The 22,093-nt window shown below is 40.4% G+C and carries 19 protein-coding genes and 1 pseudogene; 16 read left to right on the top strand and 4 right to left on the bottom strand.

What is annotated here, in order from left to right; all coding sequences use genetic code 11:
• Nucleotides 1–631 (bottom strand): toll/interleukin-1 receptor domain-containing protein (locus tag M595_RS07250; RefSeq protein WP_023065467.1); only part of this gene is annotated, 631 nt, incomplete at its 3' end.
• A 361-nt stretch (nucleotides 632–992) separates the two neighbouring features.
• Here M595_RS07250 and M595_RS07245 point away from each other — a divergent pair.
• The 6 genes from M595_RS07245 to M595_RS07220 all read left to right on the top strand — a co-directional run bounded on the left by M595_RS07245 (nucleotide 993) and on the right by M595_RS07220 (nucleotide 7,300).
• On the top strand, nucleotides 993–1,931 hold the full coding sequence (locus M595_RS07245) for an Npun_R2479 family HD domain-containing metalloprotein (RefSeq protein ID WP_023065435.1): 939 nt from the start codon (nucleotides 993–995) through the stop codon (nucleotides 1,929–1,931).
• Nucleotides 1,932–2,014: 83 nt separating this feature from the next.
• Complete coding sequence (locus M595_RS07240; protein ID WP_040483721.1) at nucleotides 2,015–2,362, top strand: hypothetical protein; 348 nt, start codon at nucleotides 2,015–2,017, stop codon at nucleotides 2,360–2,362.
• A 211-nt stretch (nucleotides 2,363–2,573) separates the two neighbouring features.
• Nucleotides 2,574–2,999 (top strand): hypothetical protein, encoded by a 426-nt coding sequence (locus M595_RS07235; protein ID WP_023065410.1) that lies wholly within the window; start codon nucleotides 2,574–2,576, stop codon nucleotides 2,997–2,999.
• A 37-nt stretch (nucleotides 3,000–3,036) separates the two neighbouring features.
• Nucleotides 3,037–4,338, top strand: a complete 1,302-nt coding sequence (locus M595_RS07230) for a homoserine dehydrogenase (protein ID WP_023065403.1) — start codon at nucleotides 3,037–3,039, stop codon at nucleotides 4,336–4,338.
• 549 nt (nucleotides 4,339–4,887) lie between these two features.
• Nucleotides 4,888–5,982, top strand: coding sequence for a hypothetical protein (locus M595_RS07225; protein WP_023065445.1), 1,095 nt, complete (start codon nucleotides 4,888–4,890; stop codon nucleotides 5,980–5,982).
• Between the two features lie 511 nt (nucleotides 5,983–6,493).
• A complete protein-coding gene (locus tag M595_RS07220) occupies nucleotides 6,494–7,300 on the top strand; it encodes a PEP-CTERM sorting domain-containing protein (RefSeq protein ID WP_023065470.1) in 807 nt (268 codons plus the stop codon).
• An 81-nt stretch (nucleotides 7,301–7,381) separates the two neighbouring features.
• On the opposite strand, the gene M595_RS07215 is transcribed toward M595_RS07220, so the two are convergent.
• A complete protein-coding gene (locus M595_RS07215; protein ID WP_052001715.1) occupies nucleotides 7,382–7,807 on the bottom strand; it encodes a Fur family transcriptional regulator in 426 nt (141 codons plus the stop codon).
• 161 nt (nucleotides 7,808–7,968) lie between these two features.
• Here M595_RS07215 and M595_RS32870 point away from each other — a divergent pair, with 161 nt between their 5' ends.
• The 6 genes from M595_RS32870 to M595_RS07185 all read left to right on the top strand — a co-directional run bounded on the left by M595_RS32870 (nucleotide 7,969) and on the right by M595_RS07185 (nucleotide 14,679).
• Nucleotides 7,969–8,670 (top strand): rubrerythrin family protein, encoded by a 702-nt coding sequence (locus M595_RS32870; RefSeq protein WP_023065408.1) that lies wholly within the window; start codon nucleotides 7,969–7,971, stop codon nucleotides 8,668–8,670.
• Nucleotides 8,671–8,807: 137 nt separating this feature from the next.
• Nucleotides 8,808–9,542: a glutathione peroxidase gene (locus tag M595_RS07205; protein ID WP_023065444.1), complete on the top strand. Its 735-nt coding sequence runs from the start codon at nucleotides 8,808–8,810 to the stop codon at nucleotides 9,540–9,542.
• A gap of 323 nt (nucleotides 9,543–9,865) precedes the next feature.
• Nucleotides 9,866–10,279 carry a hypothetical protein gene (locus M595_RS07200; protein ID WP_023065409.1) on the top strand — a complete coding sequence of 138 codons (414 nt, stop codon included), beginning with the start codon at nucleotides 9,866–9,868 and terminating at the stop codon, nucleotides 10,277–10,279.
• 58 nt (nucleotides 10,280–10,337) lie between these two features.
• The gene (locus M595_RS07195; protein ID WP_023065438.1) at nucleotides 10,338–11,468 is read left to right on the top strand and encodes a mechanosensitive ion channel family protein; all 1,131 of its coding nucleotides are present in this window, start codon (nucleotides 10,338–10,340) and stop codon (nucleotides 11,466–11,468) included.
• Between the two features lies 1 nt (nucleotide 11,469).
• Nucleotides 11,470–12,606: a mechanosensitive ion channel family protein gene (locus M595_RS07190; RefSeq protein WP_023065387.1), complete on the top strand. Its 1,137-nt coding sequence runs from the start codon at nucleotides 11,470–11,472 to the stop codon at nucleotides 12,604–12,606.
• A gap of 594 nt (nucleotides 12,607–13,200) precedes the next feature.
• The gene (locus M595_RS07185; RefSeq protein WP_023065420.1) at nucleotides 13,201–14,679 is read left to right on the top strand and encodes a SulP family inorganic anion transporter; all 1,479 of its coding nucleotides are present in this window, start codon (nucleotides 13,201–13,203) and stop codon (nucleotides 14,677–14,679) included.
• Nucleotides 14,680–14,762: 83 nt separating this feature from the next.
• Here the strand turns inward: M595_RS07185 and M595_RS07180 are convergent, their stop codons facing one another.
• Complete coding sequence (locus M595_RS07180; protein WP_040483720.1) at nucleotides 14,763–15,503, bottom strand: dienelactone hydrolase family protein; 741 nt, start codon at nucleotides 15,501–15,503, stop codon at nucleotides 14,763–14,765.
• A 192-nt stretch (nucleotides 15,504–15,695) separates the two neighbouring features.
• Between M595_RS07180 and M595_RS07175 the strand changes: the two genes are divergently transcribed.
• Entirely contained in the window at nucleotides 15,696–16,277 is a 582-nt protein-coding gene (locus M595_RS07175) for an Npun_F5749 family FMN-dependent PPOX-type flavoprotein (RefSeq protein ID WP_023065433.1), read from the top strand.
• On the opposite strand, the gene cysE is transcribed toward M595_RS07175, so the two are convergent.
• Nucleotides 16,267–17,109, bottom strand: a complete 843-nt coding sequence (gene cysE, locus M595_RS07170; protein ID WP_052001718.1) for a serine O-acetyltransferase — start codon at nucleotides 17,107–17,109, stop codon at nucleotides 16,267–16,269. The genes M595_RS07175 and cysE overlap by 11 nt on opposite strands.
• A gap of 240 nt (nucleotides 17,110–17,349) precedes the next feature.
• Between cysE and M595_RS07165 the strand changes: the two are divergent.
• The 3 genes and pseudogenes from M595_RS07165 to M595_RS07155 all read left to right on the top strand — a co-directional run bounded on the left by M595_RS07165 (nucleotide 17,350) and on the right by M595_RS07155 (nucleotide 21,853).
• A pseudogene (locus M595_RS07165) lies at nucleotides 17,350–18,536 on the top strand (RNA-guided endonuclease InsQ/TnpB family protein).
• Between the two features lie 419 nt (nucleotides 18,537–18,955).
• Nucleotides 18,956–20,389 (top strand): cache domain-containing protein, encoded by a 1,434-nt coding sequence (locus M595_RS07160; RefSeq protein WP_023065460.1) that lies wholly within the window; start codon nucleotides 18,956–18,958, stop codon nucleotides 20,387–20,389.
• Nucleotides 20,390–21,853 (top strand): sensor domain-containing diguanylate cyclase, encoded by a 1,464-nt coding sequence (locus tag M595_RS07155; RefSeq protein ID WP_023065427.1) that lies wholly within the window; start codon nucleotides 20,390–20,392, stop codon nucleotides 21,851–21,853. It abuts the gene before it with no gap.
• The last annotated feature ends 240 nt before the right edge of the window (nucleotides 21,854–22,093 follow it).

Here is a 22,093-nt window from a genome sequence, read left to right as displayed (position 1 = left end):
TTCCTAGTAGATAGCTTCGCAAGTCATGGTTAAAGGGTAAACAAGCCGGACAATTTACTCGAATGGGTAAAATAATCGGTTTTTGACTGCTACGAAAGTCTCGTAGTTCTTTTGTTTGTTTGAGTTGTTCTAAAACAATTTCACTCACAGTTACCTGGGGAGACAACAACAGTAAAAAATAATCACAACGTCGGAGTTGATGATCAATTTGAGATAACCAATCTGTTGTTTTTTTGACTAAATGAGGTTGATTGATTCCGACAGGAGTTACAAACACTTGATGTCCATCCACAGCAATTGCATTCTCAAGTTGAATGGCTAAACTTGCATCGGGTTCTTGATTTTGATAACTAATTAAAACGGTTTTGCAAGCGGTATTTTTAAGATTTCTTTCTAGCGCTCCTTTGAAGTTTTTTTTACTGACTTTTTCTTCTAAAACGGTAGAAATTTTCTGCCAAAGTTGATAACCAACTGATTTTTCAATATACTCTGGGTTGTAGGGATAAATTTCCTTATAGGTTTTGTCTTGCCACGATCCAATAAAAACTTCTCGTTCTAAATCATTCAAAGGTTTGCCAAACTTGGCAAAAATTAGGTCATCTATGTGGTCTAGTGCAGCTTGAGCATCCATGATTCTTCAAATTAAGTTGAAGGTCGTTAAAGTGTAAATCATACCGAGTTCTCACTGAGAAACTATTAACATCAGTTTTTGTTATTCATTCTAGATAATATTTGACCATTTTTTGTGATTGAAGTCACATTTTCAAGAGTTTGTGAGGTTTTGTGAGGTTTTATGAGGTTTAAAAAAAAATACAACTCAAAAAATACTTTCCGAGATTTTACTGAGTATAAATATCTCTCAAAAATTATGAGTTTTTATGGTTTTCAGAGTGAGTAGAGTTGCATAAACTGTTAATAGATCACAGAACTCTAATCGGATTAACTCTGATCCTCAATCCATCCTCTAATCGAATTGACTAGGAGAATTACCCATGTCTCATCCTTGCACTCAACCCCTACTCAACACCTGCATCCAGCAGCTTCAAAGCGGTTATATTGACTTTTATGGCAAGTCAGAATCAGAGCCTATTACTTTCATTGATCAGATCGCTCGTGTTGTTTTATCCAAGATCGCACAAACTGATGCACCCTATCACGATCTCGAACACACGGTTTTAGTCACTTTAGCAGGACTAGAAATCCTTCGCGGCAAACAAATCAACGAAGGTAGCGTCTCCCCTCAAGATTGGTTAAACACAATAGTCTCCTTATTATGTCACGATATTGGTTACTGTAAAAGAATTTGCCGAGCTGATCGCCTTGAACAAAGACGCTATGCAACAGGCGCAGATCAACAAACAATTTATTTATCTCCAGAAACAACCGATGCAAGTCTGACTCCCTATCATGTTGATCGCGGACAATTGTTTGCTTTGGAAACTTTGAGTCGATTTAACCTGATTAATATTGATACCATTCAGCATAATATTGAACTCACTCGTTTTCCGATTCCTCCTGGCAAAAAATATCAAGACACTCGCAGTTATGCAGGTTTAGTTCGAGCGGCTGATCTCATTGGTCAGTTAGCCGATCCTAATTATCTCACCAAGATGACTCAGTTGTTTCGTGAGTTTGAAGAAGTTGGCACTCATCACAGTCTAGGTTATTACCATCCCCAAGATTTACGAGTAGCATACCCTGATTTTTTCTATACTGTTGTGTACGCTTATATTCGAGATGCTCTAGAATATTTGCAATGTACCGATCACGGACAGGAGACTGTGATCCGTCTCTATCAGAATGTTGCAATTGTTGAACGTGAGCAACTTACCCCACCGCCCTCAGAATTAAGAATTGAGCATTTGGAATTTAGACTAGATCCGTATCTTGATCACTTCTGTTTACCCAGTATTTCTGCTAGATACTTTTAACCTCTCAGGATAGATGAGTTGAATTAATTGTTCAAACTGATCGATTTGCGGTTCAATGGAGAGTGAAACCATCGTCAAAATCTATGGCATCCTCTTCTTCTAAAACGGCTGGATTATTTACCGGATTGAGCCTGGGCTTGCTCATGACCCTTGCCTTTTTTGGGTTAGGGTATTCCTTGAATTTAAGTATTGTTTTTGGAGGGATTGCAAGTATCTGTGGTTACTGTCTGGGGAGTTGGTGGCAGCTTGATCAAGTTCCGAGTTCTTCGGAAAAATCACCTTTTGAACCTCTAGAAAAAGGGGTGACAAAAATTTTACTGAAAACTAAACTCATTGATCCCAATTCCAAAACCTCTCAACGTCCGACTCACGCCCTCTCCGTTTTTGAGTGGATATTCAGAAAAAATAAAGCCCCTCGGTCAAGAAGATAGTTTCTTCTGGGCCTCTTTTGTGATTATGTACAGACCGTTGTGGCTTTGGCCTGGGTGAATTAAAAAGAAAAACGCCCATGACGTTATGGGCGATCTAATCAGGGTGCATCTACTATGTAAGTAGTATAACCCGTGATGGGTGTTACCCCACAATTTAGTTTACAAAAATTTACAATTGCTCACCGCTCAGACTTAAATCATCGAAAATTTCATGACTCCAACCCTTTTGGGACGCTGGCAAACCCGTATATTTCTTCTCGCAACAGTCGGTGTGTTGGTGAGTTTACCCTTCTGGTTGGGGAAAATGGGTAAACCGAGTTGGATCTACTTTGCCCTACTGGGATATATCGCCCTGTTTGGGTTGGTTTGGGATACCCTCTACATCTACTTGCAAAAATTTCGTTGGGATCGAGACTGGCCAGGACTCTTTCAACTCCTCGCCGGAATTTGGGAAGGATTGTTTGTGGGGGGATTGGCTAACACGATCGGTTTACCCGGTATTTCTCCGCAAACTTTCAAGATAGGATTATTTATCTGTCATTACAGTCTGGTTTGGTTGACCACTTACCTCGCCTCTCAAGCCCTAACCCGAATTTTATTTCCTCACTGGCGGTTTCGGGGGGGCCGTTGGTTTTAGAATAGGAAGAATACGAAATTAGTGACGGGTGGGAATTGTGGCTTTTAAGATTGGTTTGTTGGGACTCGGAACAGTTGGAACAGGAACCGTACAAATACTTCTCGATACCAACGGACGACATCCTTTATTGCAAGGGTTAAGCCTACATCGAGTGGGGGTGCGATCGCTGTCTAAGCCTCGTCAAGTGGAACTCCCAGAAACTCTACTGACGACAGATTTAGAAGAAATTGTCACTGATCCGAACGTTGATATTGTTGTTGAACTGATTGGCGGTTTAGAACCTGCGCGATCGCTGATTCTCAAAGCCATTTCTCACGGAAAACACGTCGTCACTGCTAATAAAGCCGTCATCTCTCGCTACGCGGATGAAATCTTCACGGCGGCGAATGAAAAGGGCGTTTATGTGATGTTAGAGGCGGCTGTTGGGGGAGGAATTCCCGTGATTCAACCCTTGAAACAGTCTCTCGGGGCGAATCGCATTCATCGGATTATGGGGATTGTCAACGGGACAACTAACTACATCCTCACCCGAATGCAACTCGAAGGGGTCGATTTTTCTGAGGTTTTAGCGATCGCCCAAGAGTTAGGTTACGCTGAAGCTGATCCGACGGCTGATGTTGATGGGTTAGATGCTGCCGATAAAATTGCGATTTTGGCATCTTTAGGGTTTGGGGGACGGATCAAACTCAGTGAGGTTTACTGTGAAGGAATTCGTAATATTAATGCTAGCGATATTTCCTATGCGGATCGTTTGGGTTTTGTCATCAAGTTACTCGCGATCGCCAGCCGTGATTCCCAAGCTACTGCTGAGAATGATTTACTTTCGATTCGAGTTCATCCGACTTTAGTTCCGAAAGCCCATCCTTTAGCGAGTATTAATGATGTTTACAACGCAATTTTAATTGAAGGTGAACCGATTGGACAGGTGATGTTTTTTGGCCCTGGTGCGGGTGCTGGCCCAACGGCAAGTGCTGTGGTTTCTGATATTTTGAATATTGCGGCGGTTCTCAATAGTCCCCTTTCCGGTGAGGTTCATCCATTGATGAGTTGTACCCATCAACATTATTGTAATCTTGCGCCGATGGAAGATTTAATTACCCGCTTTTATGCTCGTTTTATCACTCAAGATGAATCGGGTGTGATTGGGAAGTTAGGAACTTGTTTTGGAAACCATGATGTCAGTATAGAATCGATTGTACAGATTGATACCCATGGAGAATTGGCGGAAATTGTGGTTGTTACCCACGATGTTCGAGAGGGGAATTTTCGACAGGCGCTTGATGAAATTCAAAGCTTTAATGTTGTTAATCGGATTCCTAGTATTTTGCGCGTGTTGTAAGTTTTAGGTATAAAATAGGAATAAAAGAGGTTTTCAACTTGTTCATAATTTGTATCTAAACTCTTGACGAATTTGGCAACTTTGAGACGGGATTAAAACAGGTTAAGGTTGCTTGAAAAATGGATATCCTCAATCTAAGTTCTGTTACATCCCTCTAAGGTTTTATATCAATTGGAGTAATAACATGAGTTTAGAAGATAATATCAAAGCAACCGCCAAGAATATTGGGTGAAATTACCGGAGATCCTCAGCAAAAAATGGAAGGGAAAAGAATCTTGCCGAAGCTGAAATTCAGCAGGGAATTTAAAACTTAAAAGACAAAGCGAAAAAATTGATTGATTAGTCTTTAAAACTATCTGAATATCAATTCAATTATTCATAATTTGGAGCGTAGACAATATGCTCTTTTTTATTATAAAATTTTCCTTTAAAGATGGATAGAAGAATCGGGAATCATGGTAAATTAGTTCCGGGTGATTTTCTGTCAAGCTGTCAATCTTGCCCTAGAATCCCTGGTTACAGTTAAAAGCCAATTTATTACTAACTCAAATGTTTTTCTTTGGTATAGAACACGAAGTTGCTTTTCTCAACTCGAAAGGAAAGTTTGCGGATTTCTCCCGTACAACATTTGCCGATTTTCAGCAAATAATAGACCAACTCCCCCTCTACCCCAACGATGAGTTACAATTACGAGTTGGCGATGCGGGAATTAGAAAGAAGCGCTGGTATATCGAAGGATTTGAAAGATTTGATGAATCTGGAAAAGTGATTGACTGTGCCGTGAAAGGGATTGAAATTAGAACCACCATTCACGCAGATATTCAAAGGGCAATTAATGAATTAACAACCAGTTTTAAATTATTACGAGAAATGGCGGCTAATTTTGGATTTACACCCGTTCTCACCAGTTTTAATCCTTATACTTCCGTTTTTCAACCCGAACCCCCCTTAAACAAGTACGAAATTAAACAGTTACAGACTCATCCCGATGAAAACACGGCTACAATTTACATGGTCACTTATGGGCCTGATTTAAACTTATCATTCGCCGATTTATCCATAGAAAAACTGATTGATGTGGGACAAAAACTCACTTATTACAGTCCTTATATTGTGCCTTTTAGTTATAGTTCTCCCTTTTCTAACGGACAGTTATGGGAAGGTTTATCGGCGAGAACATTTATCCGAACCGGCAGAAGATCGGCAACATTAGTATTTGTGGCTGAAGAAGAACAATTAATTAAAAGCGTTCCCTCACTCACGAAAGTCGCCAGAATTCCCGCAGAAGTCGGCAGAATAGAATTTAAAGCTTTTGATACTTGTGATGATTTTCGCATCTATGCGGCGCTGTTAGCCTTGTTAAAAGGTTTAATTTTAGATGAAAGCTTATCGGAACGTGCTACCATTCCCGATGCGAATTTACATCAAATTTCTGCCAAATTTGGTTTTGACCATCAAGATATTTTTAACAATGCGACTCGGATTTTAAATGCAGCCGAAATCGCTTTGCAAGATGATCCGGATCGGCATTTATTACAACCGCTCAAACAGATGTTAACCGAACGAAAAACCCGATCCCATGAATTGATTAAAATTTTTCAAAATGTAAGTTCAATTGAAGCCACTTTGAGACAAACTTATTGATAATTTATCTCTTTTAGCGGCTTTGACGATCAACATTTAGACCATCAGGCTTGGGGTTTGGGGTTGAGAAGATCAATTCTCCCGACCCTCGCCTCGAACTCTGGATCTCTCCATCTCGGGGATCGGTCGAGTTATAACGATTAAGTCGATCTAATTTTACTAAAGCTTTACAAAAAAAGTTCAAATTTTTAAATAACTATCTTTTATTCTGGATACCAATCAGACTAAGCTGATAGTAACAAATCCATTACAATAATCCATCCATCCATTAGCTAAGAAGAACATCTAGCTACAGCTTTGTTTTGGGGTAAAAGTGCATCTAGACTGATGGATACACCAGTTGAACATTCCAAAAATTAATTCTTCAAACTCTTCCCTCTATTCGCGCAAAAATAGAGTATTAATACTCTCGAAAAATAACGTGGCTAACAAACAGAAAAAAATTTAGCCTTTCACCGAAAAACCGTTACAACTGTTCAGAAATAACAACAAGGCAGTAATAAAATCAGTCATGCTAAAACAATTACAGCAACGTTTCAATCTAGTTTTAACTTCAATTCCCGTTTTAACAACGTTAACCGTTACCGCTTCACCCAGTATTGCCGCGACTTTTGCTTCTTCAGACTCTATAGCTTTTCTCTATGAGTTTAGTCAGACTCCTTTGAGTGTTGAAACCTTAGCAGATACAGAGACTTTCGCTTTTGCAAGTCAGGGTTCAGTTGATGCAAATGCAGACGCAGATGCTATTTTTCAACAGACTTTAATTCCGTATGCAGAGAACTATTCTTCTGCGATCGCTAGTGGAGAGGGAAAAGAATATTTGGGTATCGCCAATAGTGAAGCTGCTGTGATTGGGCGTAACTTCTTTATTGAAGCAGGTTCAACATTTTCTTTTGATTTTGTTTCTGTTTTTGATCTAGAAACCTCAATTGACAATCCTCTGGGTGAAGCCGCAATTGCTGAGGGTAATATTTCGTTCTTCCTGTTTGACGATTCTACAGAAAACATCATTGATTATTTCACGATTTCTGGAAAATTAAAAACTGCGGGTGATGGTGACTTCTTGGAAGTTCAACAGAGTTCTAACTTTTTAATTCAAGATTTTGAATTTCAAGACTTTGAAGGAAATCAAGAGTTTATTTATGCAGTTTATTTAGGTCAGTATTTTTCTCAGGAATTTAGCGAAGATACCTCTTTAACGTTAGTAGAAGTGAAAACTAACTCTGTGATTGTGAAAGCACCGGAACCGTCTAGTTTTGTGGCTTTCTTTATCTTCGGGGTAACGGGTATGGCTTTGAGAAAGCGGAAACAATCCTAACTCAAACAATCCTAACTCACTATCAAGTCTAACTAGCAAAGGGGACAATCACATCCCCTTTTTTTGCTTTAAAATATTTTTCTACTTCCCCGTACAGCGATCGCATTCACCTTTGAGAATCACTTCATAGTTTTTAACTCGTATTCCCTCGGGAAGCCGATCTAATTGTAAGCTACTAAAAGTTTCCCAGTCAATATCTTGAATCGCGCCACAAGTTTGACAGCAAAAATGATGATGGGGTTCAACTTTAGCATCATAACGAGTGACTCCTTCTTCTAATAAAACTTCCCGCACTAATCCCACTTCTCGCAACACCGACAACGCACTATAAACCGTTGCTTTAGAAGAAATCGGTAGATCGCGGTTAACGTCAACTAAAATTTCTTCGACAGTCGGATGATCGAAACGAGATCGCAGGTTGGCATAAACAGCAAATCGCTGCGGGGTAATCCTCAAACCCTTCGCTCGCATTTGCGCTTCAATTTTTTGGGTGGCGTTGCTAACCATGATGGCGTGTTGTTGTGGCTGTCCTGACTTATATTATATCACATCCAAGAAAATATGGAGTAATTTCTAAGTTTTTGTCTTTTGCTTGACATTTTCTTAAATCAGAATTATTCTGAGATAGTAGCGACTCAATCAACCTTTCTCGCGACGAGGAGAACACTATGGATCTGTCAAACTCCAACACAGCAAAAAACCTAGATGCTGCATTTGCAGGCGAGTCTATGGCAAATCGTAAGTATCTATTTTTTGCAGAAGTAGCTCGAAAACTAGGTATGGGGGATGTCGCGAAACTCTTTCGGGAAACCGCCAACCAAGAAACCGAACACGCCTTTGCTCACTTCCGCCTGATTCACCCGGAATTAGCGGTTGAAGACGCTTCTAGCCTTAGTGAAGCCGAAAAAAAAGCGATGATCTCCCGTTGTTTGGAATTGGCGATAGAAGGCGAAACCTACGAATACACCACGATGTATCCCGAATTCACCACCCAAGCCGTCGAAGATCGCGATGACAAAGCTGTTGCAGAGTTTAAAGAACAAATTGCCGAATCTAAAGAACACGCTGGCATTTTCCGCAAAGCCGCCCAAAACTTTGGCTTCCTCACCTCCATCGAAAACCATCACGCCAACCAATACACCGAAGCGTTACAGGCTTTGGATGGGGTAGAACCCGGGGCGAAAAGTGCCACAAGCGGAAAATGGATTTGTAAGCAATGTTCGATGATTTATGATCCGGTTGTCGGTGATCCCGATTCTGGAATTGCAGCCGGAACCGCATTTGAAGATATTCCCGAAGATTGGTATTGTCCGATTTGTGGGGCGAGTAAAAAATCTTTTGTTCCCTACACCGAAGCGATCGCTGCATAATAACAATGGTGAAGAAAGCGGTTAGGGGAGCAACAAGCGGGACTTTTGTAGAAAAATACCGAGTTTCTTTGTCCCTCCAACTGATTTCTCTGCTATCAAAAACTCAACTTGAACACATTGAATAGGAGAAAACCGAAATGCTAGAAAATCGTGAAGGCCAACGAGTTCCAGATGTGACATTCAGAACCCGCCAAAATAATGACTGGGTTGATGTTTCTTCGAGTGAACTGTTTTCAGGTAAAACGGTAATTGTATTTGCGCTTCCCGGTGCATTTACCCCAACTTGTTCTTCGGCTCATCTTCCCGGTTACAATGAGTTGGCTCCCGTGTTTAAACAAAATGGGGTTGATCATATTATCTGTCTTTCAGTCAATGATGCTTTTGTAATGAATGAATGGTCAAAAGATCAAAAAGCTGAAAATGTTATGCTCATTCCTGATGGGAATGGTGAATTTTCTGAAAAAGTAGGAATGTTAGTCGATAAAGCCGATTTAGGATTTGGACAGCGCTCTTGGCGTTATTCAATGCTGGTTAAAGATGGTGTTATCGATAAAATGTTCATCGAACCGGATGTTCCTGGCGATCCGTTTGAGGTGTCGGATGCTGAAACAATGCTCAACTATATTAATCCGAGCGCGACTAAACCCAAAGCGATTACTATGTTTAGTAAAGTGGGTTGTCCCTACTGTGCAAAAGCAAAATCGATGCTCAAAGATCGGGGTTGGAATTTTGAAGAAATTGTCTTAGGTGAAGATATTTCGACTCGTTCTATTAAAGCGGCGACTGGGGCGACTTCGACTCCACAAGTTTTTATTGATGGGAAATTAATTGGCGGTTCGGATATGTTAGAAGAATATCTGAAATCTAATTAATCTGGGATTTATTGATGACTCATAAAAGCAGAGTTGGGAATGTCGCTTAAAAAAGGGACTGTGGAAATGAGTTGATCGTGAATATGATAGAAATATCCGGTGAATGGGTGTTTCACTCTTAGAAAAAATCAGACAAACCTATTAAAACCTGTTTGCTTGGTTCTTTTCTTAACCTTGGTAGTCAGATCAGTCACATTTTCATAGCTCTTTGCTTGTCAGGAGAGGAACTCATTGAGTTGGGTTTCTCTCTTTCTTTTTTGAACGGATTGATGCTTTTTACGATACAATTACATCAGACTCCCATAATACTTGCCTCCCCTTGAATGAAACGAGGATTTTTATTTTCGGCAATATTGCTCTTGTTTTTAGTCGTCTCTAACCCTGCTTATCCTCTGTCTCTGGCGGCTTCAACTTCTGAGCAACAACAGCCTAAACCTGTAAAAACTTACGTTCGGACTATTTTACCCGAAATTCCCGAGCAGGTGATTAAACTTAATCCTCCGGCTACTCAATTAGTTGTTAATATTAGAACAGGAGATATTGTTGTTCCTTGTGGAAACAAACAGCAAGTTTATACTTGTGTGTCCGGAAAGCCTGTTAAAATTACTTCTGAACCTGAAACCCCGATGCAAAAACTGTGGGTACAAAATCCACTCCACAAAATGATCCAGTTAACTATTAATGTCTATGAACAGTCAGAAATTTTAACTCCGTCTGAAACGACAGAAAGTTCTTGACTTTTGGATCGATTCAATTCATTTTCAGACTTTAGCTTCTATTTTTATATCCGTGATTATGGTATTTGCTCAAAGTTCTGCTTCTTCTCTTGATTTTTTGACTGATGCTCCGTTTTCAATCTTGAGCATTAGAATTGCTTTGATACTTGGTTTCGTGAATTTTGTCGGATTTTTTACGTTTTTTATTCCGCGATTGATCGGAAAGATCACAGCTCGTTTTGCCTCTCCAGAACTGCAAAAAATTTATCAGCAAGTTATTGTTCCTTTTCAAAATCAATTGGGATTTATTTTCCTGATTGTTAGTCTTGATGCGGCGATTTTGATCGCACCGATTCCCCAATGGTTGAAGTGGCTAGAAGTTCCTTTAGGGGTCGTTGTTACGATTGCTGTAGGTTGGCAAATTAACCGAATATTTAAACAGTTTTTTCAGGTTTATTGGTTAGATAATGCTGTCAAAAAAAGACGTAAACTCAACAGTGAGATTTTAATTGTTATTCAAGCCGTTGCTAATATTCTGATTGTTATTACTGTTGTTTTTATCTTTGCTCAAACTCATAGCATCAACATTATTGGTTTACTCGCGAGTGTCGGAGTCGGAGGGTTAGCAGTAGCATTTGCAGCCCAAAAAACCCTAGAACAGTTACTTGGAGGAATTGTTTTATATTTAGATCGACCCTTTGTGATTGATGATTATATTCATTTACCCGATAGAACCTTTGGTCGAGTGGAATCCATTGGTTGGCGTTCGACTAAAATTAGAACTTCAGGAAAAGGAAGTTTAGTGATCATCCCTAATAATATTTTAACTCAAGTTAGCATTGAAAACTTAACGAATGCGAAAAAGATTATTTCGTTGATTCATTTAATGTTTTATCGTTTACTCTCTGAGGAAGAAAAAGCTTTTATTCGTCAAATTGTTTTAGATAGCACCCAAGAGATTTTTGGGATTGATCATCGCATTACTCAAGTGAGTTTTAAAGAAATTGCGAGTGACAATAATGAAGATGCAGTTTTGGTTGAAGCCCAGGTTACTTTCTTTATTTTAGGTTCAGGTGATGTGTCAATGGATTTTCGGACTCATTTGTTAGAAATAGCGGAACAAAATATTACCCAAAGATTACAAGATGTTGGTATAGAATTTGATATTGAAGAAAAACGAATAAATGTTACTTCTCCCGTAAATATCTAAGATGGATATGCTTACTATTCTCAAAGAAATTATGCCCTGGAATGAGGAAATACAACTGTTTCTCATCAGTTTAGGCATACGGCTTTTAGCCTTTCTATTTTTTATTATTTTATCACTCATTGTTGGTCGATATACTCCTAATTTGATTATTCTTATTAATCAAAGATTCTTTCCAAAAATCGGCGATAATATCAACAAAAACTTTATTATTCCCTTAAAAGTTGGGATTAGAATTACCGGAACTTTGATCTTAATCAGTTTTTGCTTAAACCTTCTTAAGCCCTACGAAGAACTTTATGAATTTTTGAGATTTTGTCTATATTTAAGTATTACGATTAGTGCCTCTTGGTTGCTTTCACGTTTATTTCGGCAATTTTTGCGTCTATACGGAATTGTTATTATTCAAAAAATGGGGTTGAAACCGGATGAATTTATTATTGTTTTGGAAACAATCAGTAATGTAATTATCGGTTTTTTTGCCGTGATATTTTTTGCAAATATTAATAATTTTAACTTACTCGGTTTAGTGGCAGGTTTTGGAATTGGTGGGATTGCGATCGCTTTTGCAGCCCAAAGAGTTTTAGAACAATTTATTGGAACTATTGTGATTTATTGTGATCGTCCCTATGTTCCAGGTGAATATGTGCGGGTTAATTTTAATCCTCATCAAGAAGACACCTATGGACGGATTGAAGCCATTGGTTTACGTTCAACAAAAATTAGAATCGCCGCCCGCAATACACTTTTAATTGTTCCTAATTCGATCATGGCAACTAAAGATATTGAGAACATTACGAGAGGCAAAAAAGTCATGGTCTTGCTTTATCTAGATTTCAAACGCCGACTCGAAGAACAAGAAACTGCCCTGATTGATAAAGTTGTCAAAGAAAGTACAGACACCCTCTATGGAATTGATCCGGGAAGTACCAAAATTACATTACTTAAACCTAAAAATAAACCCGGAACTCGGGCGAGAGTCACCTTCTTTATACTCGGTTCTAGTGAAGACTCCACCCAACTGCGAAAACGTTTACTCGAATTAGCCAACGAAAAAATCTCGAAGAAATTGATCAGTTATGGGATTGAATTTGAGATGAAAGAACCCACTATTTATGTAGACTCTCCCATTCCGATTTAGCCTTCTAGACTACACAAAATCTCAAAATTTTTTGGATAATATTTGACTGAAATTGAAAATGATCATCCTAATTAGTCAGGAGAGAATGAGCCACTTGACTTCCGAGGAAAAGTCCAGTATTCTAAGTATTGTGGGGAGAGTGATACACAAGTAGCATTAGCTTTGATCAGGTCATCTCAAAAACTCAATCTCTGAGTCACTTCCGTGAAAATCCCTAATTAATTTAAGAATCACTGAAAAAATAAAAGGGATAAAAGTAAGCGATTAAGCAAACTGTTTTAGTATGAACCCCTCTAACGATACCCTTGTCAGTGATTTAAGCGAGGCTTCACTTCATCCAAATCAACATTAGCGTGTCTTCAAAACAAAATTTTTTTGACAATCTGGTTGACAAATATTAGAGATAGCCAATTGTACTTAATCGTCTGCGTGAAGACTATCATTCAATTTTGAGATCCATTTTTAACAATCTGTTTTTAACCCAGAGAACAAGATTTCTAGCAATACCAACCGATATTCATCAACTGTGTTGCCGAATTGGTGTGCAGAGAAACAGAAAATTAACTTGATTTGTCCTTTAAATTGTGGGAAACAATGAAAAAACTTCTAACTCAGCAAGACTGGTTTTCCAACGTCCAAAAAGACATCCTCGCCGGATCAGTGGTAGCCTTAGCCCTAATTCCCGAAGCGATCGCTTTTTCCATTATCGCCGGAGTTGACCCCAAAGTTGGACTTTATGCCTCCTTTTGCATTGCCATTATTACCGCTTTTCTGGGCGGACGCCCCGGAATGATTTCTGCGGCAACAGGGGCAATGGCCTTGCTGATGACCACTTTAGTCCGCGATCATGGCTTAAACTATCTACTCGCCACCACAATCCTAACAGGTTTTCTGCAAATTTTGTTTGGATGGATCAAACTCGGAAATCAGATGCGGTTTGTCCCTCGGGCAGTGATGGTGGGTTTCGTTAACGCCCTGGCTATCTTGATCTTTAACGCCCAACTTCCCCAATTTGAAGGCGCGTCTTGGCTGGTTTATGTGATGGTCGCCGCCGGACTGGGAATTATCTACGGACTTCCCCGCCTCACCAAAGCCGTCCCTTCGCCGTTAGTTGCCATTGTCGTTTTAACAACCATTGCGATCGCCGGGGGCTTAGACGTTCCCACCGTTGGCGATATGGGAACCTTACCCGATACCTTACCGAGCTTTGCCTTCCCCATTGTACCCTTAAACCTGGAAACCCTCGACATTATTTTACCCTATGCTTTGGCATTGTCTTTAGTGGGTTTATTAGAGTCATTTTTGACAGCAAATGTGATCGATAACCTCACCGATACTTCGAGTAATAAAAACCAAGAAGCAATGGGTCAGGGAATTGCCAATATTGTCGCCGGATGTTTTGGCGGAATGGCAGGTTGTGCGATGATTGGTCAATCTGTGATTAATATTCGTTCAGGTGGACGGACTCGACTCTCCTCGTTGAGTGCTGGAATATTTCTGCTGACTTGTATTATCCTACTGGGAGATTGGGTTGCCCGTATCCCCATGGCGGCTTTAGTAGCGGTGATGATTATGGTTGCTATCAGTACCTTTAGCTGGAATTCTCTCCGCAATATTCGCCGGGTTCCCAAGAATGAAAGTGCGGTGATGGTGACAACAGTATTGGTCACAGTCCTGACTCATAACTTAGCCATTGGGGTAATTATTGGGGTAGCATTAAGTACGATTTTCTTCAGTCGCAAAATTGCCGCTTTGATTTTTATTGACTCATTATTAATCGAGGAAAAACAGGAACGGATCTATAGTGTGAATGGTCAAATTTTCTTCGTTTCCGTCGAGAATTTCCTCAATTCCTTTGACTTACACGAACATTTAGAAAAAGTCACCATTGACCTGACTCATGCCCATCTTTGGGATCAATCTGCGGTCGATGCGGTTGATAAAGTGGTTTTACGCTTCCGCAAACGAGGAGTTCACGTATCATTAATTGGGTTAAATAAAGCCAGTGCAACTTTATTAGATCGTTTGGCGATTCACGATAAACCTGATGCGTTAGAACAGTCAATGCACTAAGTTAAAGTCTTCTATTTTGCCCCCTAAATCCTCCAACTTTGGGGGACTTTTTTTGTTTGTTTATACGCTTTCAGAATTTAGATTTAACTCGCAAATACACGCTCTAAAAATGCTGTTATTTCCGACCAAGCCGCAGTTGTTACCACCGAGTCATAACGATAACCGTCATCTCGCATAAAGGTATGTTCGGCTTCATAGGTAACAATTTTGTGGGGAATATTTGCCTTTTCGAGTTCATTTTTTACCGTTAAACGGTCATTTTCTGGTGTATGACGATCTAGAGTTCCAAATACAATTAACATCTCACCTTTAATCTCAGCAACTCGCTGAATCGTATCGGCGACACCTTGACCTAATTTCCCACTCGGAACACCCGTGGGATAACAACAAACAGATGCTTTTATTTCACTTTCAAAGGCAGTTCTAAACGCTAAATGTCCGCCAATACAAAAGCCTAATGTACCAATTTTATCCGTTGCAACCGAACTTTCTGACTTCAAAAAGTCAATTACCGCCCGACCATCACTATCATAATTTTTAATAGCAGTTTGACGAGCGTCATCATTCCCCCGCATTCGTCCGAGATCATCAGGTTCGATCACTTCACCAATGGGTTCAATGCGATGAAAAATCTCCGGTGCGGCAACCACATAACCATATCCAGCTAAATAATTAGCGAGACGAATAATCGGCCCACCTAACTGATAAATATCACTATAAAAAACAATACCGGGATAAACCCCCGACGGTTTGGGTGCGGCGACATAAACCCGCATCAAACTGTCATCTACTCTTAAGTCTATATTGCTAGATGTAATTTGCACTTAAAATCCCCCTAATTAACGCTTAAATTTAAGCAATAAATATTAGTTATCCCAAAATTTATATTAGTTTAACAGTAATTTTTTGGATTCTGCTCGATTGTTGTGATTTTCTTTAGAATGAGATCAGAAGTCGCGCTGTACTTTGCGATCGCTGTATAATTTGTAATTGATTTTTGTAATATATTGTCTAATATGGAACTTGCGCCTTGGAGAGAACCTTTAGCCCGTGCTTTGCATCGAAATCGCAGTTTAAAATATTCTCGCTATTTTCAACTGGCTACAGTTCGCAGTGATGGACGTCCGGCTAATCGCACCGTTGTTTTTCGAGGTTTTGTTAATCACACAAATCAATTAAAAATTATCACCGATAGTCGTAGTCAAAAAGTACAACAAATTACCAAAAATTCCTCGGGGGAAGCTTGTTGGTATTTTCCCAAAACCCGAGAACAATTCCGTTTTTTGGGTGAACTCACACTCATTACCGCGACATCTTCCGATCCGATTTTATCGCCAGAACGTCAACACACTTGGCAAGATCTTTCCGATAATGCCCGATCTCAATTTTTTTGGCCGTCACCGGGTCAATCTCGTGTGGATGGGTCCGAGTTTACTCCGCCAGAAGTATGGACGGTGGAACCCCCTGCTGAATTTTGCCTATTGTTGCTCGAACCCGAACACATTGATCACTTAGAATTGCGGGGGGAACCTCAGAACCGTTCTCTGTACTGGCGAGAAGCCAATAATAACTGGTTAACTCAAGCGGTTAATCCTTAGAAAACCGAGAACATTCGTCTAAATGCCAGATACCCGAACCATCGAGAAACTCTAAAATTTCCTTATCTTTGAGACTGCAACAGGTTGTCTGGCCACTGCAATCAACCTCAGACTCTTGGGAGTCGCTAACAAGATGATTATTTTCGGAGGTAAAGCATAAAGAAGGTTGAGTTAACGCCTGAGCGGGAACTCCAGAAAGCTGATCGTTTAAGGTGTGAACCTGAGTTTCGAGGGCTTCAATCCGATCCATCAAAGTGCGAATTACAACCGCTTCCGAGTCAGGTAGGCTACCATGTTCGAGGGGGTCAACCCGCACACCCGAACGATAAATCACGCGCCCCGGAATTCCAACAACGGTACAATCGGAAGGAACTTCCCGCAACACAACTGAACCCGCACCGATGCGGACATTGTTGCCAATTTGGATATTTCCGAGAACTTTCGCGCCTGCACCCACAACCACATTTTCCCCCAAAGTGGGATGTCGTTTGCCACTTTCTTTGCCAGTACCACCGAGAGTTACTCCCTGATAAATCAGACAATAGTCTCCAATAATAGCCGTTTCACCAACCACAACACCCATACCATGATCGATGAATACCCCCGTTCCAATGGTGGCGCCGGGATGAATTTCAATTCCCGTTAAAAAGCGAGCCAAATGGGAGATCAGACGAGGAATAAAAGGCATTCCTAGACTATACATCCAATGGGCGAGACGATGAAACAATAGCGCTTGAAGACCGGGGTAGCAAAACAGAACTTCAAGCCAGTTGCGAGCCGCAGGATCTCGCTCGAATATTATGCGGAAGTCAGCTCGTAGGCTTTTGAACACGATTATAAAATATTTGTCAAACATACCACGCCTCTATATTAATCGATATTCGGATCAGAACAGTTCATCAAAAAGGGATATATTCCGAATTTTTTGGGCCGGGTTTCCATCGGATGTCCGTCTTGACCGATAAAAAGCGGGATACAAGCCCCGTCGTTTACGACGGTTAACCTAAGTCAATACAGACAAATCTAACTGTAGGTGAGATACTATTGTTATACGCCAAACAAGTCAGCGTCAATGCTAGTTTACGAATTCAAGGCAAAAGGTAAACTATATCAATATAAAGCAATCGACGAAGCTATCCGAACCGCTCAATTTGTTCGGAATTCATGTTTGCGGTATTGGATGGATAATCGTGGACTCGGAAGAAAAGAGTTGTATCGATACAACACTGAACTCCGAGCTATGTACCCTTTTGTTAAAGACTTGAATTCACACGCGAGTCCGCGCATCTGTAGAACGGTGTTGGTCAGCTATTGCCAGATTTTTCGAGAACTGTAAAAAGAATATTCCGGGCAAAAAAGGTAGTCCCACGATTCAAGAAGAATTGTCGTTCTGTTGAATATAAACAGAGTGGTTGGAGACTTTTAGACCCTAAGCATATCGAATTGAGCGATCAAAAGGGAATTGGAAAACTCAAGCTGATTGGAACTTGGGATTTAGCATTCTATCCGGTTGAACAAATTAAACGGGTAAGACTGGTTAGAAGAGCGGATGGGTATTATGTTCAGTTTTGCATCCAAGTCGATGTGAAGGTAGAAACACAGCCAACTGGAAAAACAATTGGATTAGACGTAGGATTAAAAGAGTTCTACACAGATAGCAATAACAATAATGAATATAACCCCCGTTTCTACAGAAAAAGCGAGAAACGATTAAAGCTTTATCAAAGGCAGGTTTCTCGGAAGAAAAAAGGTAGTGCCAACCGATTAAAAGCCATTAAACGACTGGGTAAAGCACACCTCAAAATAAGTAGGCAACGTGAAGAACACGCCAAGAAAGTGGCGCGTTGCGTAATCCAATCTAATGATCTGGTCGCCTAGGTCGATTTGAGGATCAAAAATCTAGTGAAAAACCATTGTCTCGCTAAGTCAATTAATGATGCAGGTTGGTATCAATTCAGAAAATGGTTGGAGTATTTTGGTAGCAAATTTGGTCGGGTAACGGTTGCAGTTAATCCGGCTTATACTTCTCAAAATTGCTCGAATTGCGGAACAATTGTTAAAAAATCTCTATCAACTCGAACCCACATTTGTCGCTGCGGATGCGAGTTGGATCGGGATCATAACGCCGCAATTAATATTCTCAATTCCGCTTTGAGTACGGTAGGGATACGGTCACTTGGATTTTAGATCCGAACGCGCGACTGAGATTCAACCTCTACTGTCGTAGGAGAAATCCTATCTCAGCAAGTCGAGTCGTAGAATGAAGAATCCCCGCCCTTTAGGGCGTGGGAGTGTCAAAGGTCAAATCAAGCTCAACTGCTCCCACGGCCTTTAATCCACTGAAGGTTTGATCGGTTGTATTAGTTAAGCTAATGGAATTGAAATGTTTTAGAAACTTTTATAGGCTTATTAAGAACATAAAAAAAAATTGATTTATTTTTAATTGATGTTCCGCTCAAGTTTTAATTTATATATAATCGCCGTTAACCCATCACTTGATCAAGTTTTATGAACCCAGATTATACCTTAAAACAATCGTATCAAACGTTGTACAATAATAACTTGGGGGCTGAAACATTGTATACGCTTCTAAAAAATAAAACTATCTCAATCTATTTTATGCCGACCCCTCGCCCCCGCATTTTTCCACATAAACCCTCTGAAATTAACACCTTATTATGTTCTTAAATAACCTCAAACAAAAGCTAACCAACCCAAAAGTTAATATTCGGCTGCGAACCCTATTAATTGTTCTGTTTGTTGTACAGGTTACGGGTGTGGTCAGTTTAGTTAGCTATTTATATTATCGCAGTCAACGCCAAACCATTGAACAGACAGCCCATAAACTCACCGAAGAAGTTGGAAATGAAGTCAGTACCCACCTCGATAATTATCTCAAAATTCCCCATCAAATGATTGCTTTAAATAAAGCCGCTATTGAAACGGGCAAACTTGACTTTACAAATCTTTCTCAATTACAACAAAAGTTTTGGCAACAAATGCAGATTTTTGATCCCACTCCAACGGCGATCACTTTTTCAACTCCCGAAGGAGAATTTATTGCTATAGGATACAATCGGGGGACGGGAATTATTCAAGGTGAATATTCTCAAGGTAAATATATTTTAGGAAAACTTGAAGGGACTCCACCCGGAAATCGAAATTACTATTTATTGGACGAGTCAGGTCGTCCTCAAAATCTAGTTCAATCCCTCCCGAATTGGGATGTGCGAGAACGACCCTGGTATCAAGAAGCCGTCAAATTGAACAAACAAACTTGGGCGACAATTTATCCATTGGCGGGGCTACCTTTAGCGAGTTTAGCAGCCGTCACTCCGGTCTATTCTCGGGGAGAATTTCAAGGGGTTTTATGTTCGGATATATTATTATCCGATATTAATTTATTTTTGGCGGAGTTGGATTTTTCTCCCGAGGGACAAGCGTTTATTATTGACCGTTTGGGTAATATTGTTGCCACGTCCACCCGAGAGCAACCCTTTGTTAAAAATATTGACGGAGAAGTATTAATTCGTCTGGAAGCCACCGAAAGTCAAGACTTGATAACCCGCACCGTCGCCCAAAAACTAGAACAAAAATGGAATAATCTTGACTCAATTAAAGATCCGGAGTTTCTCGCTTTTCAGACGCGGCAATACCGTCGAAAAATTGACCCTTTACCCCGTTCTAAACCCCTCCACAATCTTCAAGACATAAAGTTAAACAAAAGCAGTTTATTCTCCATTCGTCCCCGGTTATTTAGTCCGAAATATTTTGTTCAGGTTGTCCCTTATCGAGATGAGTACGGGTTGGATTGGTTGATTGCGGTTGTCATTCCCGAAACGGACTACATGGGACAAATTAATGCTATTATTTCCCGAACAATTGCCGGGGCGGTATTGGCGTTAATTGGCTCTACTTTTATCGGTATTTTTGTGACTCGATTAATGACGAAGCCCATTTTAAATTTACGGGATGCAATGGCTAAATTTAGTCGCAGTCTAGAACTAGATATTAATATTCAGCCGACCCCAATCCTTGAAGTTCAGCAGCTAAAAACTTCATTTTTAGAGATGGCAAATCAGTTAAATCTTTCTTTTTCTGAAACTCAATAATTGAATAAACAACTTGCCGAAAGTGAGAGGAATACGGCCGAATTTTTAAATGCGGTTCCGGTGGGTGTGGCGGTTCATAATAGCGTGGGAAAACTGATTTATCTCAACCAAGAAGCAAAGCGACTTTTGGGCGATGATATTGTTCCTCATAGCACAGAAGCGGAGTTAATTTCAGCGTATAAAATCTACATTGCGGATACAGATCAAGCTTATCCTCGCGAAGAATTACCCCTTGTGTATGCCTTGCGGGGTGAGCCGGTTACTGTAAATAACATGATGATTAAACGAAATGGAGTTAATATTTATCTAGAAGTTCGCTCAATTCCTATTTTTAACTCCGAACAACAAATTACCCATGCCCTCGTTGTTTTTGAGGATATTAGTTTGCGTCGAGAAGCCGAACAAGTCCTGATAAACTATAATGAAGAACTGGGAGCTAAAATCGACCAGCGCACTCAAAACCTTCGGCAAGAAATAGGAAAACGACAGAAAATAGAAGAAGATTTACGAGAAAATCAAGCCCGTTTTAACGCCCTGTCCGATGCGATACCCGGAATTATTTTTTCTTGCGTCATTAATAAAAAATGTCGGCTAATTTTTGAGTTTGTTAGTCGAGAAATTGAACAAATTTATGAAGTATCTCTGGCAGATTTTGTACAGGATGCAGACTATTATATGTGGGCGTATATGTCTCCAGAAGATGCGATGGGCTACGAACAAGCCCTGATGAAATCAGCCGATACTTTAGAAAAATTTAGCTATGAATGGCGAATTACCACCCCTTCCGGCCAACAGAAATGGCTGCAAGTCAATTCCCAACCCCAACGCCGAGAAAATGGGGAGGTTTGTTGGTCCGGGATTATATTAGATATAAGCGATCGCAAACGGATAGAAATCGCCCTGCGTCAGCGAGAAATCGAACTTCGCCAAGCCAACCAACAACTCAAACAACTCAGCCGCACCGATCCGTTAACTCAAGTCGCCAACCGGGGCTATTTTGAAACCTATCTCCAGCAACAATGGCAGCGGTCAACTCGAGAAGAATATCCCCTATCTGTGATATTATTAGATGTAGACTATTTCAAACGCTACAACGATACCTACGGTCATCCCGCCGGAGATTATTGTTTAAAACAAATAGCCCAAAGTCTGAAAAAATCCGTCCAACGTCCGGCCGATTTGGTGGCCCGTTACGGGGGGGAAGAATTTGTGATTATTTTAGTCAATACCGATGAAAAAGGAGCCGTTCATATCGCCGAAAAGATCCGCGCAGAAATCCAGAATTTAAACATACCCCACCGAGCTTCCGAAGTGAGCGATCGCGTAACAGTCAGCATTGGAATTCGCACCGGTATTCCCACATCAAAACCCCAACCCGACACACTCATCAAACAAGCCGATGAAGCCCTATACACCGCCAAAAAACAGGGACGCGATCGCTATATTTTTGCGGAATTCGTTTAAAATCAATAGGGCAACCGAAAACACCCGCCAGTCAAAAACAACAGCCATGTCAACTTTACTCGCACTCGTGATTGTCGTAGTCAGTTCGATCTTCTGTGAGGTGTTTATCGTTTGGCCAAGCTACGGTCTTGATTGGCTACACCTGCCGCAGTGGGCTGGATTGATGCTGTTCGGATTCGCGTTATCTTGGTTGATGGGAGAATGATTGAGTTTACAAACAGGTCTAGCTTGTGTTCCAAT

This window comes from Lyngbya aestuarii BL J (genome assembly GCF_000478195.2).
Classification (GTDB): domain Bacteria; phylum Cyanobacteriota; class Cyanobacteriia; order Cyanobacteriales; family Microcoleaceae; genus Capilliphycus; species Capilliphycus aestuarii.
This window is presented reverse-complemented; position numbering and strand designations above follow the sequence as displayed.

Coding starts and splice junctions, on each gene's coding strand:
- M595_RS07245 (WP_023065435.1), top strand. CDS start 993: ATGTCTCATCCTTGCACTCAACCCCTACTCAACACCTGCATCCAGCAG.
- M595_RS07240 (WP_040483721.1), top strand. CDS start 2,015: ATGGCATCCTCTTCTTCTAAAACGGCTGGATTATTTACCGGATTGAGC.
- M595_RS07235 (WP_023065410.1), top strand. CDS start 2,574: ATGACTCCAACCCTTTTGGGACGCTGGCAAACCCGTATATTTCTTCTC.
- M595_RS07225 (WP_023065445.1), top strand. CDS start 4,888: ATGTTTTTCTTTGGTATAGAACACGAAGTTGCTTTTCTCAACTCGAAA.
- M595_RS07220 (WP_023065470.1), top strand. CDS start 6,494: ATGCTAAAACAATTACAGCAACGTTTCAATCTAGTTTTAACTTCAATT.
- M595_RS07215 (WP_052001715.1), bottom strand. CDS start 7,807: ATGGTTAGCAACGCCACCCAAAAAATTGAAGCGCAAATGCGAGCGAAG.
- M595_RS32870 (WP_023065408.1), top strand. CDS start 7,969: ATGGATCTGTCAAACTCCAACACAGCAAAAAACCTAGATGCTGCATTT.
- M595_RS07205 (WP_023065444.1), top strand. CDS start 8,808: ATGCTAGAAAATCGTGAAGGCCAACGAGTTCCAGATGTGACATTCAGA.
- M595_RS07200 (WP_023065409.1), top strand. CDS start 9,866: ATGAAACGAGGATTTTTATTTTCGGCAATATTGCTCTTGTTTTTAGTC.
- M595_RS07195 (WP_023065438.1), top strand. CDS start 10,338: ATGGTATTTGCTCAAAGTTCTGCTTCTTCTCTTGATTTTTTGACTGAT.
- M595_RS07190 (WP_023065387.1), top strand. CDS start 11,470: ATGGATATGCTTACTATTCTCAAAGAAATTATGCCCTGGAATGAGGAA.
- M595_RS07185 (WP_023065420.1), top strand. CDS start 13,201: ATGAAAAAACTTCTAACTCAGCAAGACTGGTTTTCCAACGTCCAAAAA.
- M595_RS07175 (WP_023065433.1), top strand. CDS start 15,696: ATGGAACTTGCGCCTTGGAGAGAACCTTTAGCCCGTGCTTTGCATCGA.
- M595_RS07160 (WP_023065460.1), top strand. CDS start 18,956: ATGTTCTTAAATAACCTCAAACAAAAGCTAACCAACCCAAAAGTTAAT.